This is a genomic window from Billgrantia sp. Q4P2, from assembly GCF_052806135.1.
The window spans coordinates 102,865-118,324 of record NZ_JBRBAI010000001.1 but is presented as its reverse complement, the minus strand read 5'-3'; the positions used below and the strand labels follow the sequence as shown (position 1 = coordinate 118,324).

The window sequence follows — 15,460 nt, the reverse complement described above, 5'->3', positions numbered from 1 at the left end:
GCAGTCCTCGGTCAGCGGGAAAGGTCGCGATAGGTGTCCAGCAGCTTGTGTTCCTCCTGCTGCCAGTTGTAACGCTCGGTCACGGCCCGCCGGCCGTTCTCGCCCATCTCGCGGGCACGCTCGGGATGGCTCACGATGAAGTCGATGGCCTGGGCGATCGCCTGGGGATCGAGAGGATCGACACACAGCCCGCAGTCGCTGCCCTGGACGATCTCGCGCCACAGGGGGAAGTCCGAGGCAATCACCGGCAGCCCGGCACTCATGTACTCGAACATCTTCACCGGCAAGGCATCGAGGTAGTTGATGGTCGGATGCAGGGTGACCAGGCCGGCGATCGAGCTGGCCAGCACCCGACGTACGCCGGCACGATCGAGGTAGCCGTGCGCCTCGACCCGCGACCAGCCGGCATAGGTCATCACCTCCTGCTCCAGGGCGAGCACGGTGAAGTCGCCAGCGAGCTGCAGCCGGCAGTCGTTCTCGGCCAACTCCATGGCGCGCACGATCTCGCGGATGCCGCGGATCGCAGCGATGCCGCCGACATAGCACACGGCCGGCCGCTCGCCCACGCTGGCAATCAGGCGTGCATCGGGGGCCCCGTCGAGTTCGCCCAGCATGGGGAAGTTGTTGACATCCACGACCCGGGGATGGAACTCCTCGAAACGATCGCGAATATGGGGCGTCGCCGCCACGATGGCATCGAAGTGCCGACAGACGCGGTTCTGATAGGCCTCGACGCCGCGCGACAGGACCTGCCGGGTGAACCTGCCGAGATAGTGCTTGGCCAGCATCTGGCGCGGCAGGTCCTCATGGGCGTCGTAGACCACGCGCTTGCCCAGCCGCTTGAGGCGACGTCCGACCGGCATCAGCTCGGGATCGTGCAGATGGTAGAGGTCGGCATCCAGTTGCCTGGCCCGTTCGAAGACGCGGCGCGTGGTCTTCACCACACGGTTGAGGCGTCCGGCCAGGCGGCCGACATCGACGATGGACACCCCATCGCGCTCTTCACCTCCCTCGCCATCGGCGACCACCAGCGTTACCGGGTAGCCAGCGGCAGCCAGCGACCGGCACTGCTTGTGGAAGATACGGGTGTCATAGCGCGGATGGGCTGAGGTCAGGTGTACCACTTTCATTATCGTTGCGTCCTTGTATATCCCCGGCAGCGTAGTGCTGCCCCGGTTCGTCATGGCCGGCACCGGCTTGCCCTGTGGTGGCGTCCCGCTCCTGGCGCGCAGCGACCAGGGCGTTGGCGAAGGCGCCCCAGCCGAGCGCCGGCAGCGGCCAGAACACCGGTTTGGCCAGCACCATCAACAGCAGGCAGACGAAATTGGTCGAGAAGGCAAAAACCCACCAGGCGGCACGATCGCCGCAGGCGAACATGCGGTAGGTGGAGCCCAGGAAGGCAATCGCGGTCAGGCCAACGTAGAGCGCGAAGCCCAGCAGCCCATAGTTGACCCAAGCGGAGAGCATGCTGTGGGCGTAGCTTCCGGTCAGCCCCGTCGAGCCGATATGCCCGCCGAAGCGTCCCAACAGCGGATTGGCCAGGATCTGCTCCACGGCGCGCTGGCCCAGGTTCTGGCGTGCCAGCCAGGAGCTGGTTCCCGAGAGGTCGAATACCTGCAGCTGGCGGCTACCGGCCAGCGACTCGAACTGGCTCACCACCAGCGCGATCAGTACCGCGATCACCGCCAGCAGCGTGAGCAGGTACTTCACGCTCAGGCCTGCCCACAGGGTGAGCAGAACCAGCGACAGCCCCAGGAAGGCATAGAGCTCGGAACGCGCCCCCAGCATGAACATGACGAAGGCACCGAGCACGATCAGGCCGGCACGCACCACCGCACGCTGGCTGACGGCGATCAGAAACAACAGCAGCACCAGGGCACTGCGGGCATAGCCCTGATAGGTGGAGACGTTCTCGCCGGCTTCGGCCTCGATCATGCGCCGGGCGAAGAACATCCACTCGCCGGTGGTCGCCACATGGAACAGCAGGTAACCGGCGATCAGCACGAAGGCGATCCAGAAAGCCCGCACCAGCCGCGGCGAAGTGAGCGGCACGCGATAGCCCATTACGAACAGCACCATCCACAGCACCAGCGTCTCGATGGTCTGGATCAGCGCCGCTCGCATCACGCCACCGCCGACCAGGCCGTAGTTGGCCGCGGCCCACAGCAGCACATAGGCGAAGAAGACCAGCGTGACCAGCGCATAGCCGCGCGTCGAGGCCAGCAAGGCGTACAGTTGGGAAGGCAGCAATGCACAGTAGATGACGAACATCACCACCGACACCACCCCGAACAGGCCGCCGAGAAAAGCCGGGATCAGTCCCATCGCCACCAGGGTGTGGTAGAGGATGAAGCCCGGGAAGAGCACGAAGAAGCCAATGGCGGAGGCGCGCGCCGCCAATGCATCACCGGACAGGACCATGCCGTTACCTCTTCGCCTTTCAGTCGCTCAGCACGCGCTCATAGAGCTCGCGCTGGGCCGACGTGGTCAGTTCCGAGTTGTGCCATAGCAGGGTGAAGGTGCCGCCCACGGCCCGACAGCGCGCCTTGAGCATGCTGAAACGCTTGAACGCCTCCTCCCCGGTGCCGAGCCCCAGGTAAAGGGGCGAGATCACCGAGGCCTCCATGGCAATCAGCGGCCGGATGCGCAACGCCAGCGGCTCCCCCTTGACCGGATCGAACGCGGGGTAGTCGAAGCAGGTGCCACAGCGAAATCCCGGTGCCTCGGCGTAGGAGAGCGTGGTGTCGTAGTCGAGGCCGGCCTGTTCGTAGCCCTGCAGCGTCAGCGGCATCTGCCAGCGCAGGTAGTGCATGCGCCCGCCCCACTGCGCCTGCTCGATGCCCTCCTCGGCGCATACCCGACGCAGGCGCTCGGCTTCGTTGGCCAGTTCCTTGGGATTGCGGAAGGTGTGGTAGCTGGGGTGCAGGCCGACCTCGTGGCCGCGCTCATGGATACGTCGCATGAGATGGCGCATGGCCGGATGCTCCGGCTCGTAGTCGGCATCCTTGCGCGGGTCGGTGCGCCCGCAGATGAAATAGAAGGCGCTGGTCAGGCCGTGGCGCTCGGAGACGTCCATCAGCCAGTCGAAGGTGTTGAGCGGATCCAGCGGATGCAGCCGACGGCGGGTACACAGGCGGACCCAGGGACCCACCAGCAGCGCTTGTGGGCGACGATGAAGCAGGGCATCGCCGAGCATGACTCGCGCCAGCTTGACGTCGCGGGCGAAGCCGTAGCGGCTGGGGCGATCCACGTCATGGCTCGGGCGCAGCGTGAACTCGTGCTGGCGCAGCTGCGCCTGTGGCCACTGGCGTCGGATCACCTGACCGAGCACCGCCAGCCACTCGTCGACCACCGGCCTCTCCAGGTAGCCATGGCGCCCGGCATGGGAGGCGCTGGCGGGGAAGCGACAGTGCCGGTCGAGGACCTGGGCATCGACCTCCTCCACGCGCGACAGCATCCAATAGGTCAGGCCAAGGATGTCGTAGTGAATCGTCAGCCCTCCTGCCGCCGGCTCTACCAGCGGCCGCGGCAGGCTGGCGGCGCCTGGCGCCGGTAGCGGCAGGTCGAGCGGGGCGTCGAAGCCTTCCTCCGTCGCCTCCCACTGGCAGTGCGGCAGATCCACGCCGGCCAGGTAGAAGCCCGGTTGCAGGCGGTCGAACAGGATATGCCCCGGCGCCTCGGCATGACGAAGATAGAGCCGTTCGGGTCCATCGCGCTCAAGGAGCAGCGGTAGGCCGAAGCGCTCCTGGAGGACCTGTTCCAGCCAGGCGAGTACCGGTTCGCTCGATGTCACGCCCGGCGAAACGACGGACAGCTTTTGCGGTACGCCGGAAGGGATCGGCGAAGCGTTCGGCCGCGCCTGGGAATTCCTATCGTAAAGTGCAGTCATGTCATTCACTTGGATTCCCTCTTCATCAGTGTGCGGGCCGTGACGTATGCCTCGCGGGCCAGCTGGCGGATGCCCCGCGGACTGATCGCGTAGTGACATACCAAGCGCCCGCCCCATGCCTCCTTCATCTCCGCCACCGGCGCGATGTTGGCGCCGATGAAGTCGAAGACGCTGCACCCCTGGCGCTCGAAGAAGTCCAATGCCTCCTCGGCGACCAGGTTGTTGACGCCATCCTTCATCGCCTCGGTCTTCATGCCTGCCGACCAGGCCAGGGCGTGGCCGCCCGGCACGAACAGACAAACCCGCGTGCCCATGGCTTCACCCTCGGCATTGCGCGCCAGGAAACAGACGAAATGCTCCGGCCCCATCAGCTCGGCCAGGCGAGCGAGTTCAGCGGCATCGAGTCGGTAGTCGAAACCCTTGCGCGCTTCCGGGCCCGCCAGGCAGTCGGCAACCGCGTGATAGTCCTCGGTGACTTCGCAGCGGTAGCCCAGGCGGCGGCACTTGCGAGCCTTCTTGCGCGCGTTGGGGTCGATGGCGTCTTCGCGCGTGGCGATGTCCAGGTGGTAGGTGAAGCGCGGCCGCGCCGTCATGTTGGCCCACTCGAACGGACGCACGTCGTCCGCCACCGAGGAGAGGCTGAGGCTGCCGCCAAACTCGCACTGCTGCAGGTGCTCGGCCAGTCGGGTGAGGGCCAGGCGCTTGCGCCGATTGCGCGCCGCCGGACGTTCGCTGGCGCACTGGAAGTCGATGGGCAGATGGGAGTTGCGCGGCGGCGTCACCAGGCGGCCGTGGCGGTTGCGGTAGAGCACGGTCTCGAGCTGCCAGCCGTCGCCCTTGTCGGGTGCGAACGTCAGCGGCTCGGCGGTAAGCCCCCAGCGTTGCTCGTTGAACCGGATCCATCCGGGATGGAACAGGGGATCGTTCATCATGGTACGGCTTTCCTTTCCGTCTCCGTGGCCGAAGGCTGCGGCCCGGGTTCCGGTGTCGGGTTCTGCGTGGAGTCATCGCGGTAGTCGTCGTCGAAATCGCAGACCAGGTAGTAACGCAGCTCGCCGCTGGCCGGGTCCTGGTAGCGCTCGGCGATACGGAAGCCGAGGCGCAGGCTGGGCTTGAGCGAAGCGACGTTGTCGGCCGAGATGCGCGCGGAATAGCCTTGCACCCCGTTGGCGCGGAAATGCAGGATGGCGCTACGGCGCAACTCGGTGGCGAGCCCTCGCCCGCGGTGGGCCGGGTGCACGCCGCTGAAGCTGGAGTGCACCCGCCCCTCGCGCAGGTCACGCCGGCTGAAGCCGTAGAACGCCGCCCCGACCACCCGTCCCTCGATGTCCAGGGCGACCACGCCGAGACGATCGCCGGCCAGGCGATACAGGCAGCGCCGGGGCAGCGCCAGCGCCTTGCCCTCGTGCAATTCGGCATACAGCGCCAGCGCCCCGGCCAGATGGGCAGGCCCCATGGCGCACAGCCGATAGCCCTCATGGCAGCGCAGTGGAACCGGCGCGAACCGGCGGACCCGGCGCAGGTTGCGCGCGATCAACGCGGCCGCTTCGAAGGCGACCCGCAGGTATCGACTCGGTGCGTTGACATTCATGATCAGCAGAACCTCTCGAGGAAGAGCTGTGCCGCCACCCCGTTGTGCGAGTAGCCCTGCGAGCGCAGGCGCTCGAGGGTCTCGGGTGGGAAGCGGCCCGTGGAAGCCAGGGTGTTGCCCCGGGCCAACCCCGGCATCAGCCGCTTTGCCAGGCGCTTCACGCGAGCCCCTGGGCCGCGGCGGAAAGCTGCCAGGCGACTGAGACGGGCGCGCAGGCTCTGGCGCGACTGCTGCGCGGCGTTGCCCAGCGGTGCCTTGAGACCGCTGACCTCGGTGAACAGGGTCTCGACGAAGGTGACGTAGCCGGAGCGACTCTCCAGCCAGTGGTCCGGCACGGACTGCCAGAAGACCATGAAGTCACGGTCGTACAGGGGCATCCACCAATCGTGGCCGAAGAATTCGAAGCAGCGCACGGAATTGACGATGAACTTGGCCTGGCGCTCCTGCCAGCCGAACAGCACGAACTGGCGGATGAACTCATCGGGATCCAGGGCGTCATCGAGCGGGTAATCCAAGGCCAGACGAGGTTGCACGCGTTCGCGAAACAATGCCTCGCCCTCGTCGCTCGCATTGAGGGTGAAGTGACGCTGACGCAGCGCCTCGGTCAGCTCACCCGCCTCCATCAGGCGCCCCGCCCGCTTGGCCTCGAATACGCTCGGCACCAGGAAGCCGGTGACGCAGCAGTGCCCGGGCACGAACAGCGAGCCTGGCTCGACCTTGCCCTGCTCCGTCAACAGCTTGACCGCCAGCCAGTCCTGCATGTTGGCGATACCGTTCCAGCCAGAGGCCCACTGCTGGTAGCGCCAGTACTCCTCGCTGTCGGCGACCCGGTTCCATGCCTCCTGGCTGTACTCGACGAAGGTCCAGGGCAGCCCCAGGGCGTGGGCCACCTCCCGGCTCACCTTGGCTTCATGGTTGTCGCGATGGCCATAGGCATAGGTGAGCACGTGCGGGTACTCGCAGCGCGCCAGCAGCGTAGCGATCAGCCGCGAGTCGTAGCCGCCGCTCAGCGGCACCACGATCTGGCGACCATGGGCCGTCTTGACCAGTTGCTCGCACGCCTCTTCGACGATCTCTTCGAGCCGGGCCAGATGCCGGCCGTCGTCACGATCGGGCATGCCATCGTTCTGGAAACGGTAGTACTCGAAGCAGAAATAGCGCTCCACGTCGAGCGTCAGCCCCAGGTCGGAATCGGTCACGATCAGCGCCTCGCCGGCACGCAGTTGCTTGACGCGGCGAAACAGCGTGTCCTGGCCGGTGACGTACCCGGCCAGTTCGAAATCGGCCCGGGCCTCGTCGTGGATATGCGCCTCGTCGAGCTGCTGGCGTACCCAGTCGGCATCGTCGCTGAGATAGACATCGCCGGCCTTGACGCCATAGAAGAGCGGGATCGAACGTATGCGGTCCACGGCCGCCACCATCTCGTTTCCCGTCCGGCTCACCAAGGCATAGAAACCGTTGAGCTCCCCCATGCGCTTGCGCCAGGCATCGATCCCTTGCGCCAGATTCATCTGCTTGAGAGCACCGCTTGCGGACAAGCGATGGCCATTCAGCCAGGCGGCACCGCACACGAAGCCGCGACCGCCGGACAGCTCGCACTCCTGCCAACGCGAGGAAGAAAAGTGACAATGTATCGAACTCATTGGTAGGCCCTTCGGAACAGGAACAGGTATCGCAATCCCACCAGTGCGGCGCTAAGCAGCAGTGCTGCGCTCCAGGGCAGCCATACGGGCGCCAGCCACTCGACGACGACCAACGGCGCCAGCAGTGCCAGGCTCCAACCCAGTGCCGTGAGGGTCGACACCGCCAGCCGCTGCGGCCGATTGCCGGTCAGCACGGCGATCCAGCCGAGAAAGCCGACCCAGCAGGCGGCACTGCCCAACGAGAACAGCGCCACCGTCAGCAGCAGGTCGTCCAGGGCGGCGCCGATGGCAATGGCCGCGACGCGTACACCGAGCAGCAGCGCCTGGAAGGCCAGACCCTGCCCCTGGCGCTCCAGCACCGAGAAGAGATGGCTCAGCGGCGAAGTGATGAACACCAGGTACAGCCAAGGCGCCATCCAGCGGGCGAAGTCACCGGCCTCGCGCCAGCGCTCGCCGAAGACCAGGGCAAACAGGTCCGGGCCGATCACCATCAGCACGATGGCCGGCGGCATGGCGACCTGCGCCAGCGTGGCATGCACCTTGGCCACCAGCGGGCCCAACTCGCCACGCCGGTGCGCCTCGGCGGCGCTGGAGAAGAACACCTTGCCCACCGCCTCGCCGATCAGCGTCATGGGCATGGCCAGCACCCGGTGAGCCAGGGCGTAGAGCCCAGCGGCCACCGGGCTGAACAGCACCGCAAAGAGCAGCGGCGGGAGCTGCTTGCCAAGCGTGTTGAACAGACCCGACCAGGTGGAGAACAGCGGGAACTTGCGGTAGCGTCGCGCCGCCGCCCAGACACCGGCCGCGGTGACACGGTGCTCGGCGGCAGCGCGCAGGGCCGGCCGTACCAGCGTCAGCGTACCAACGCCCTGCCCCGCGGCATGGCCGAGCAGCAACCCACCGCCGCCCAGCGGGCTGGCACCAAGCTGGATGACCAGCAGCGCCAGCGACTGCTTGATCTTCGTCGCGGCAATGGCCGGAAAGGCGCGGGTACGCACCGCCCAATGGCTGGCCGCCTGGAAGCTCCCGGCAAAGGCCACGCCCAGCGGCAACAGCCACAGCCAGGGGGTCAGCGCAGGCACGCCAAGGGCCTCTGCCAGTGACCTGCCGCCCAGCGCCACCAGCAGCAGCGCGGCGAAGGTGGTCAAGGCGGCCACCGCCAGGCTGAGCACCAGTACCTCGGCCGCCTCGCGCTCCGTCTCCGGCAGCGGAATGGCCATCTGGTAGCGGCCGCTGGCCACCACGGTGAACAGCGCCAACAGGCCGCCGTAGACCGCCAGCAGGCCGAAGTCCTCGGGGGTGTAGAGCCGGGTCAGCAGCGGTGCCGCGGCGATGGCCAGCAGCTGGGCCCCCGCCGTCCCCCCCACCAGCACGCTCACCCCACGAGCGAAAGCATGGGTCGGCAGCAGGCGCTTGGCCGGTATGACAAGCCGATTCAACACGTATGTCTCCCTCCCTGGCAGGCGGCTCAGGCCACCGCTTCCCTGAGTGCGGCAACGATCCGTTCCTGATCTTCCACCGACAGGTAGGGATGCATCGGCAGGCTGATCACCCGGCGGGACGCCGCGTTGCCAACCGGCAGGTCGCACCCCGGGTCGGCCACGGCGGGCTGCTTGTTGAGCGGGATCGGGTAATGCACGGCAGTCGGTATGCCAGCCTCGGCCAGCCGCGCGATCACCACTTCACGGTCGTCGACTTCCACGGTGTACTGGGCATAGGCACTGGTGTTGTGGGGTTCCACATGGGGTGTATCGAAGCCATGGGCATGCAGCAGGCGGCCATAGCGCTCGGCGACCTGCTCGCGCAGCCTGAGTTCCTCGTCGAGGATGTCGAGCTTGGGCAACAGGATGGCGGCCTGCAGCGTATCCAGGCGGCTGTTGACGCCGATCCTGACATGGTAGTAGCGCCGTCCCTGGCCGTGCCGGGCAACCTGGCGCAGCACCTTGGCGAGTTCGTCGTCGTCGGTGAACAGTGCACCACCGTCGCCATAGCAGCCCAACGGCTTGCTGGGGAAGAACGACGTGGTGGCGATGCTCGACAGGCTGCACGAGCGCCGGCCACGATAGGTGGCTCCAAAGCTCTGGGCGCCGTCCTCGATCACCGGGATGCCGTGGCGCGCGGCAATCTCGTTGATGGCATCCATGTCGGCACACTGGCCATACAGCGACACGGGCACGATGGCGCGGGTACGCGGGGTGATGGCGGCTTCCAGCTTCTCGGGATCGAGCAGGTAGGTGCGCGGATCGACATCGACGTACACCGGACGCGCGCCCAGCAGGGCCACCGTCTCGGCGGTAGCGATATAGGTGAAGCCGGGCGTGATCACCTCGTCGCCGGGCGCGATACCCAGCGCCATCTGGGCGATCTGCAGCGCATCGGTACCGTTGGCGCAGGTGATACAGTGGCGCACGCCTACGTAGTCGGCCAGTCGCGCCTCGAGTTCGTCCACTTCGGGGCCGAGGATGTATTTGCCGTGCTCCAGCACGTTGCGAATGCCGACGTTGATGCGCTCGCGAATACGCACCTGCTGGGCCTTGAGGTCGATGAATTCCATGCGTGGCGTGTCCTGGCCGCCCGCGGCTTCCTTGGCGGGAAGGCAGGTCAGCGTATTGCCTGAGAGTCGGTAGCGTTCTCCGGTGTGCGGGCAGGTCACTTCGCCCTCACCTTGCAGCGGCAGCTCGAGACGCTCGCCGTGGCGGCTCATCCAACCCTGCTGGCGGGCGGGTACGCCCAGCATCAAGGCGAAGTCAGGTACGTCGCGGTTGACCACCGCACCGGCGCCGATGAAGGCATAGCGTCCGATGGTCACGCCGCAGACGATGGTGCAGTTGGCCCCGAGCGTAGCGCCCTCCCGCACCAGGGTGTCGCGATACTCGCTCTTGCGATCGACCATCGAGCGCGGGTTGTAGACGTTGGTGAAGACCATGCTGGGCCCGCAGAAGACGCCTGCCTCGAGGGTGACGTTGTCGTAGACCGAGACGTTGTTCTGCACCCGGCAGTGGTCGCCGATGACGACTCGGTTGCCAACGAAGACGTTCTGCCCCAGTGAGACGCCGCGACCGATGCGAGCGCCGCCACAGACGTGCACGAAGTGCCAGACGCGGGTCGACTCGCCGATCTCGGCACCGGAATCGACGATGGCGCTGGGATGGACCTGCACGCCCGGGTAGCGGTTATCGGATGGTTGGCTGTCCATGGCGAACCTCACATCGTGTGCCGCTTGAGGCAGGGATGCGCCTCGTTGCGGGCAGGTAGTTCCAAGGGGGCAGTGCGAATGGTGTCGACGGTCTCGATGCAGTGGCGAGCGCTGTCGAGGCCGAATCCGCGACCGGCAAGGATCTCCTGATAGGAAACGGTATGCAGGTCGGTGAAGCCGCCCGAGAACTCGATCTCGCGGCCTTCGCACAGGATCGAACGGTAGGTGGACTGCTGCCCCTGCACGCTGCTCGGCAGGTCGCTGCTGTCGATGGACAGGAACCAGCGCACGCGCGCCTTGCGATATTCGAGATAGCCTGCGGCGCGCTGGTCATCCAGGTAGTGGACGACGTTGCGCTCGAGGTCGCCGAACACGAAGTGCAGCATGTCGAAGAAGTGCACGCCGATGTTGGTCGCCACGCCGAAGGACTTGCGCGGGTCGCCCTTCCAGCTCTCGTGGTACCACTTGCCGCGCGAGGTGATGTAGGTGAGTTCGACGTCGTACTTGTCGTCGCGGGGCATCCCGGCCACCCGCTCCTTGAGCTCGACGATGGCCGGATGATGGCGCAGCTGCAGGATGTTGAACACGCGACGTCCGGTCTCCTGCTCGACCTTCCCGAGTTCGTCGAGCAGGGCCGGCGTGGGCACCAGCGGTTTTTCGCAGATCACGTTGCAGCCAAGCCGCAGGCCAGCCGCGATATGAGCGTGATGCAGGTGGTTGGGCGAACACACCGAGACATAGTCGAGTGCCGTGTAAGGATCGCGCTTGCGCTGCCAGGCACTCTCGAGGAAACGCTCGAACTCGGTGAAAAACTCGCTCTCCGGCGAGATCGAATCGATGATACCCACCGAGTCGTTGATGTCGTAGGCCATGGCCAGGTGGTTGCCGGTTTCCTTGATGGCCTTCATATGGCGTGGAGCGATGTAACCGGCAGCGCCGATCAGTGCGAAATATTTCATGGCGGTTACCTTTGCGTTCGGCATGGATGTCAGGCCTTGATGACCTGCGCGTCGCTCACACCGCGGTAGATGCCACGGGTATCGACGATCAAGCGGGCATGAGCACGGATCATGTCGTAGTCGAAGCGGTCGTGGTCGGTGGCGAGTATCACGGCATCGTATTCGGCCAGGGTGGATGGCGAGAGCGGGACGCTCTCCAGGTCGAAGTGGTGCTCGCGCATCGTCGGGAAGGTCGGCACGTGGGGGTCGCTGTAGGCCACCTCGGCACCACGCTCGCGGATGCGCTCCATGATGAATACCGATGGCGATTCACGCATGTCGTCGACGTTCTTCTTGTAGGCAATGCCGAGCACCAGCACGCGGCTGCCCTTGAGGGCAAGGCCGCGCTGGTTGAGCCCCTCGATCAGCTTGGCGACTACATAGTCGGGCATGGCCTGGTTGATCTCACCGGAAAGCTCGATGAAGCGGGTATGCAGGCCGTATTCGCGGGCTTTCCAGGTCAGGTAGAAGGGATCGATGGGGATGCAGTGGCCGCCCAGCCCCGGCCCGGGGTAATAAGGCGTGAAACCGAACGGCTTGGTGGCGGCGGCATCGACCACCTCGAAGATGTCGATGCCCATGCGGTCGGCGACGATCTTCATCTCGTTGACCAGGCCGATGTTCACGGCGCGATGAATGTTCTCGAGCAGCTTGGTCATCTCGGCGGCCCGGGTCGAACTCAGCGGCACGACCTGATCGATGGCCGGGCGATAGAGCGCCACCCCCACTTCCCGGCATGACGGCGTGTGCCCACCGACCACCTTGGGAATGGTGCGAGTCTCGAAATCGGGGTTGCCCGGATCCTCGCGCTCCGGCGAATAGATCAGAAACAGCTCGTCGCCGACCTTGAGGCCACCTTCCTCGACGCGCGGCAGCAACTCCTCCTCGGTGGTACCGGGATAGGTGGTGCTCTCCAGCGAGATCACCTGCCCTTCGCGCAGATGGGCCTTGAGTGCATCGACGGTGCCGATGACGAAGCTGATGTCGGGTTCACGGTACTTGTTGAGCGGCGTCGGCACGCACAGGATCACCGCATCCACTTCGCCCACGCGGGAGAAATCGGTGGTGGCCTCGAAGCCGGAATCCCTGGCCCGGGAGACCCTTTCGGCCGGGATGTGCTCGATGTAGCTGCGCCCGGCATTGAGCTTCTCGACCTTGCCGGCATCGATGTCGATGCCGAGCACGCGGTAGCCGATCTCGTTATAGCGCAGCATCAGGGGCAGCCCAACATAGCCAAGCCCGACGATCCCGATCACGGCTTCCTTGCGCTCGAGCCGGCCAATCAGACGATCTTTGATAGTGGTCATGACGCATCCATGGTTTTCGAGTGGTAGTGATCGGCGCTCGGCCCGGCCGCATGCTTGCTGCGACCCGTTGGCCTCACACCAGGGAACGGCCTGCCCAGGCAGGCACGGACAGGATTCGCCTGCGTAGGCAGCGCTCAGGTCTGGGTGGTCTTGTAGGCATAGTGGTAATAGCCGTAGCCATAGCTGGTGGCGGCCTTGCGCTCGATCGCGTTGAGAATGGCGCCCTTGACCGGGACGCCGCCGGTCTCGAGCCGGCGAATGGCAACGTCGACCTCACGCGGCGGATTGAGGCCGAAGCGGGCTACCATCAGGGTGGTACCGCAGTGGTGGCCGATGACGGCAGCGTCGGTCACGGCCAGGATCGGTGGAGTGTCGACGATCACCAGGTCGAAGCGTTCGCTCAGCTCATCGAGCAGCCGCGTGAAGCGTTCGCTCATCAGCAGCTCGGCGGGATTGGGTGGTGCCTTGCCGCGCGCCACATAGCTAAGCCCATTGATCGGCGACTGCCGGACCACCTCTCCCAACCCGGCCTTGTTGGCCAGCACCTCTGACAGCCCGCCCTTGCTGTCGGCATTGAAAGCGGTATGGACGTGCCCCTTGCGCATGTCGGCATCCAGGATCAGGACGCGCTGGCCACTCTGGGCGATGACCGCTCCCAGGTTGACGCTGATGAAGCTCTTGCCGATGTTCGGGCTCGGCCCGGTGATCATCAGCCGATTGTCCTGGGCCTCGAGCATGGCGAAGTGCAGCGACGTGCGCAGGCCACGCAGGGCCTCGATGGCGGTATCATCGGGAGCGTTCTGGGCCAGCACGCCGCAGGTGACATCCCTGCCGCTGCGGCGATTGCGGCGTTTGACCCGCCTCACCAGTTTCTGCTGATCGTCGGAGAGCGGCACGGTCGCATACACCGGCAGGCCCAGATCCTCGAGTTGCTCCGCGCTCTCCACGCCGCGGTTGAAGATGCTGCGCACGAGCACGAAGGCAACCGCCAGGAAGGCGCCGACCAGGGTCAGCATGGCCACGGTAACCGGCTTGCGCGGCTCTACCGGCCCCGGCTGGGCGACGGCATCGTCGAGAATGCGCACGTTACCCACGGTACTGGCCTTGGTGATGCTCATCTCCTGGATCTTGTTGAGCAGCTGCACATAGACCTGCTGGGTCACTTCCACGTCGCGCGACATGCGCAGGATCTGCTGCTGGGTCTCCGGCAGTCCGTGGATGCGCTCGTTGAGCCGCTCGCGATCGCGCTCCAGGTTGTTGCGCTTCTCGACCATGGCGGCGTAGAGCGGGTGCGAGGAGTTATAGCGCTGGCTCAGCTCGGCCTGCTCCATCTCCAGCGCGCCGAGCTGGGTATCGAGTTCAACGACCCGATCCAGTACCGAGCGTGTTTCGAGGCTGAGATCGAGGCTTTCGTGTTCCATGCGAAAGGCGTTGAGGGCATCCTCGGCGGCAGCCAGCTCGGTGCGCACCTGAGGCACCTGTTCCTCGAGAAATTCGAGGCTCTGCTCCGCCTCGGCGCTCTGCCGCTCGACGTTCTGGGTCAGGTAGATCTGGGAAATGACGCTCAAGGTGCGCTCGGCGCGGCGTGGGTCTTCGTCGGTCAGCGTCATGTTGAACACGCCGCTGTCGCGGCCGCGCTGGCCGACACTGAAGCGCGAACGCAGGTTGTTGATGGCAGCCAGGCGGGTACGGCGCACCACGGTGAACTCGGCGCCCTCACCGGCTTCCAGCTCGGCCACGCGCAGCTCGATCCGACCCTCGTCGAAGCTCTCCGTGGTGCCGACGCGCCCCTCTCCGAGCAGCTCTTCGCCGTGATAGAGCCGATAGCTGCCAGACTCACCGGCGACCAGGCGCAGTGCGCGCCCCAGCCACTCATGATCGACACGAAGTTCGCCCACGTTGAGGAATTCCCCCGCCCAAACGCTGCGCTCGGCAAAGCCCGGGCGCTGCATGCCACGCCGGACCAGATAATCCCCCACGAAGGCAAGTCGGGTCGGGATCACCACGATGTCGAGGCGTTCCTGGTCGACGGCCTGACCGAGCACCATACGCGAGCGCAGAATCTCCAGTTCGGCCTCGGCCTTAGGCTCCTCGCCGAGAATGGAGCGCACTTCGGCCAGCGGGTTGCTCAGACCGGTCTTGCCTTCCACCTGCACGAGGGCATCGGCACGATAGATCGGCGTGGCCAACTGAACGTGAACCACGGCGGCTACGGCAAAAACCGCCGTCACCAGCATGATCAGCCACTTGTTGTCCAGCAGGACGCCGAACAGCCTGCCCAGATCGATATCGTCACTGCCCGGGCGCGAGCCCGTCTTGATCTCTTTCACCATTGATAAGGTCCTGGCGTGAAAAGGTGGTCGTTCGCGTCAATTACGTGAGCTGCCGAGGCGTGCCTGCCACAGCCGCGCCGCTTCGCTGAGCTGACGATGCACGCGTACAAAGACCTCTTCGTTCCTGCGATAGGGATCGGGGATGTCCACCCCGTTGCCTACGTCACTCGACAGCCAGCGTCCGAAGCACAGGGTCTTGCCGGTGGCAAAGGGAAAGCGTTCGGCGAGAGACAGGCGCTGGCCCTCGCTCATTACCAGAATCAGGTCGGCCTGCCTCACCATTGCGGCATCGATTTGGCGTGCCCGATGCTGGGAAAGATCGAGCCCATCGGCTTCGGCCAGCCGTGCGGCGGTAGGGTCCGCACAGTGACCGACCAGGGCTCCCAGACCCGCCGAGCTGATGTGATGGCTGGGCAGCGCCTGCTTGAGCAGTGCCTCCCCGACCGGGCTGCGACAGATGTTGCCGGTGCACACCACCAGAACGTCTCGAAACATCGTCTCCC

General features: G+C 65.8%; 12 protein-coding genes and 1 pseudogene. All 13 read right to left on the bottom strand.

What is annotated here, in order from left to right; genetic code table 11:
• Positions 1–11: 11 nt before the first annotated feature.
• Positions 12–1,130 (bottom strand): glycosyltransferase family 4 protein, encoded by a 1,119-nt coding sequence (locus ACUY1T_RS00550; protein ID WP_446019769.1) that lies wholly within the window; start codon positions 1,128–1,130, stop codon positions 12–14.
• Positions 1,090–2,421 carry a hypothetical protein gene (locus ACUY1T_RS00545; RefSeq protein ID WP_446019768.1) on the bottom strand — a complete coding sequence of 444 codons (1,332 nt, stop codon included), beginning with the start codon at positions 2,419–2,421 and terminating at the stop codon, positions 1,090–1,092. The genes ACUY1T_RS00550 and ACUY1T_RS00545 overlap by 41 nt, the downstream gene beginning before the upstream one ends.
• A gap of 19 nt (positions 2,422–2,440) precedes the next feature.
• Positions 2,441–3,889, bottom strand: coding sequence for a polysaccharide deacetylase family protein (locus tag ACUY1T_RS00540; RefSeq protein ID WP_446019767.1), 1,449 nt, complete (start codon positions 3,887–3,889; stop codon positions 2,441–2,443).
• 5 nt (positions 3,890–3,894) lie between these two features.
• On the bottom strand, positions 3,895–4,821 hold the full coding sequence (locus ACUY1T_RS00535; protein ID WP_446019766.1) for a GNAT family N-acetyltransferase: 927 nt from the start codon (positions 4,819–4,821) through the stop codon (positions 3,895–3,897).
• A complete protein-coding gene (locus ACUY1T_RS00530; protein WP_446019765.1) occupies positions 4,818–5,480 on the bottom strand; it encodes an N-acetyltransferase family protein in 663 nt (220 codons plus the stop codon). The genes ACUY1T_RS00535 and ACUY1T_RS00530 overlap by 4 nt, the downstream gene beginning before the upstream one ends.
• A 2-nt stretch (positions 5,481–5,482) precedes the next feature.
• A complete protein-coding gene (locus tag ACUY1T_RS00525) occupies positions 5,483–7,123 on the bottom strand; it encodes an asparagine synthase-related protein (protein WP_446019764.1) in 1,641 nt (546 codons plus the stop codon).
• Positions 7,120–8,565 (bottom strand): lipopolysaccharide biosynthesis protein, encoded by a 1,446-nt coding sequence (locus ACUY1T_RS00520; RefSeq protein WP_446019763.1) that lies wholly within the window; start codon positions 8,563–8,565, stop codon positions 7,120–7,122. The genes ACUY1T_RS00525 and ACUY1T_RS00520 overlap by 4 nt, the downstream gene beginning before the upstream one ends.
• A 26-nt stretch (positions 8,566–8,591) precedes the next feature.
• Positions 8,592–9,728 carry a DegT/DnrJ/EryC1/StrS family aminotransferase gene (locus ACUY1T_RS00515; RefSeq protein WP_446020211.1) on the bottom strand — a complete coding sequence of 379 codons (1,137 nt, stop codon included), beginning with the start codon at positions 9,726–9,728 and terminating at the stop codon, positions 8,592–8,594.
• Positions 9,723–10,319, bottom strand: a pseudogene (locus ACUY1T_RS00510) (acyltransferase); the annotation flags it as partial. The pseudogene ACUY1T_RS00510 and the gene ACUY1T_RS00515, both read right to left, overlap by 6 nt.
• Positions 10,320–10,327: 8 nt before the next feature.
• Positions 10,328–11,278, bottom strand: coding sequence for a Gfo/Idh/MocA family oxidoreductase (locus tag ACUY1T_RS00505; protein ID WP_446019762.1), 951 nt, complete (start codon positions 11,276–11,278; stop codon positions 10,328–10,330).
• 29 nt (positions 11,279–11,307) lie between these two features.
• Positions 11,308–12,624: a nucleotide sugar dehydrogenase gene (locus ACUY1T_RS00500; protein WP_446019761.1), complete on the bottom strand. Its 1,317-nt coding sequence runs from the start codon at positions 12,622–12,624 to the stop codon at positions 11,308–11,310.
• A 134-nt stretch (positions 12,625–12,758) separates the two neighbouring features.
• The gene (locus ACUY1T_RS00495) at positions 12,759–14,957 is read right to left on the bottom strand and encodes a polysaccharide biosynthesis tyrosine autokinase (RefSeq protein ID WP_446019760.1); all 2,199 of its coding nucleotides are present in this window, start codon (positions 14,955–14,957) and stop codon (positions 12,759–12,761) included.
• Positions 14,958–14,993: 36 nt separating this feature from the next.
• The gene (locus ACUY1T_RS00490; protein ID WP_446019759.1) at positions 14,994–15,452 is read right to left on the bottom strand and encodes a low molecular weight protein-tyrosine-phosphatase; all 459 of its coding nucleotides are present in this window, start codon (positions 15,450–15,452) and stop codon (positions 14,994–14,996) included.
• Between the last annotated feature and the right edge of the window lie 8 nt (positions 15,453–15,460).

What these genes read in the sequence shown, in the direction of transcription:
- ACUY1T_RS00500 (WP_446019761.1), bottom strand. Translation starts at nt 12,624, where the DNA reads ATGACCACTATCAAAGATCGTCTGATTGGCCGGCTCGAGCGCAAGGAA.
- ACUY1T_RS00550 (WP_446019769.1), bottom strand. Translation starts at nt 1,130, where the DNA reads ATGAAAGTGGTACACCTGACCTCAGCCCATCCGCGCTATGACACCCGT.
- ACUY1T_RS00545 (WP_446019768.1), bottom strand. Translation starts at nt 2,421, where the DNA reads ATGGTCCTGTCCGGTGATGCATTGGCGGCGCGCGCCTCCGCCATTGGC.
- ACUY1T_RS00495 (WP_446019760.1), bottom strand. Translation starts at nt 14,957, where the DNA reads ATGGTGAAAGAGATCAAGACGGGCTCGCGCCCGGGCAGTGACGATATC.
- ACUY1T_RS00505 (WP_446019762.1), bottom strand. Translation starts at nt 11,278, where the DNA reads ATGAAATATTTCGCACTGATCGGCGCTGCCGGTTACATCGCTCCACGC.
- ACUY1T_RS00490 (WP_446019759.1), bottom strand. Translation starts at nt 15,452, where the DNA reads ATGTTTCGAGACGTTCTGGTGGTGTGCACCGGCAACATCTGTCGCAGC.
- ACUY1T_RS00530 (WP_446019765.1), bottom strand. Translation starts at nt 5,480, where the DNA reads ATGAATGTCAACGCACCGAGTCGATACCTGCGGGTCGCCTTCGAAGCG.
- ACUY1T_RS00540 (WP_446019767.1), bottom strand. Translation starts at nt 3,889, where the DNA reads ATGACTGCACTTTACGATAGGAATTCCCAGGCGCGGCCGAACGCTTCG.
- ACUY1T_RS00535 (WP_446019766.1), bottom strand. Translation starts at nt 4,821, where the DNA reads ATGATGAACGATCCCCTGTTCCATCCCGGATGGATCCGGTTCAACGAG.
- ACUY1T_RS00525 (WP_446019764.1), bottom strand. Translation starts at nt 7,123, where the DNA reads ATGAGTTCGATACATTGTCACTTTTCTTCCTCGCGTTGGCAGGAGTGC.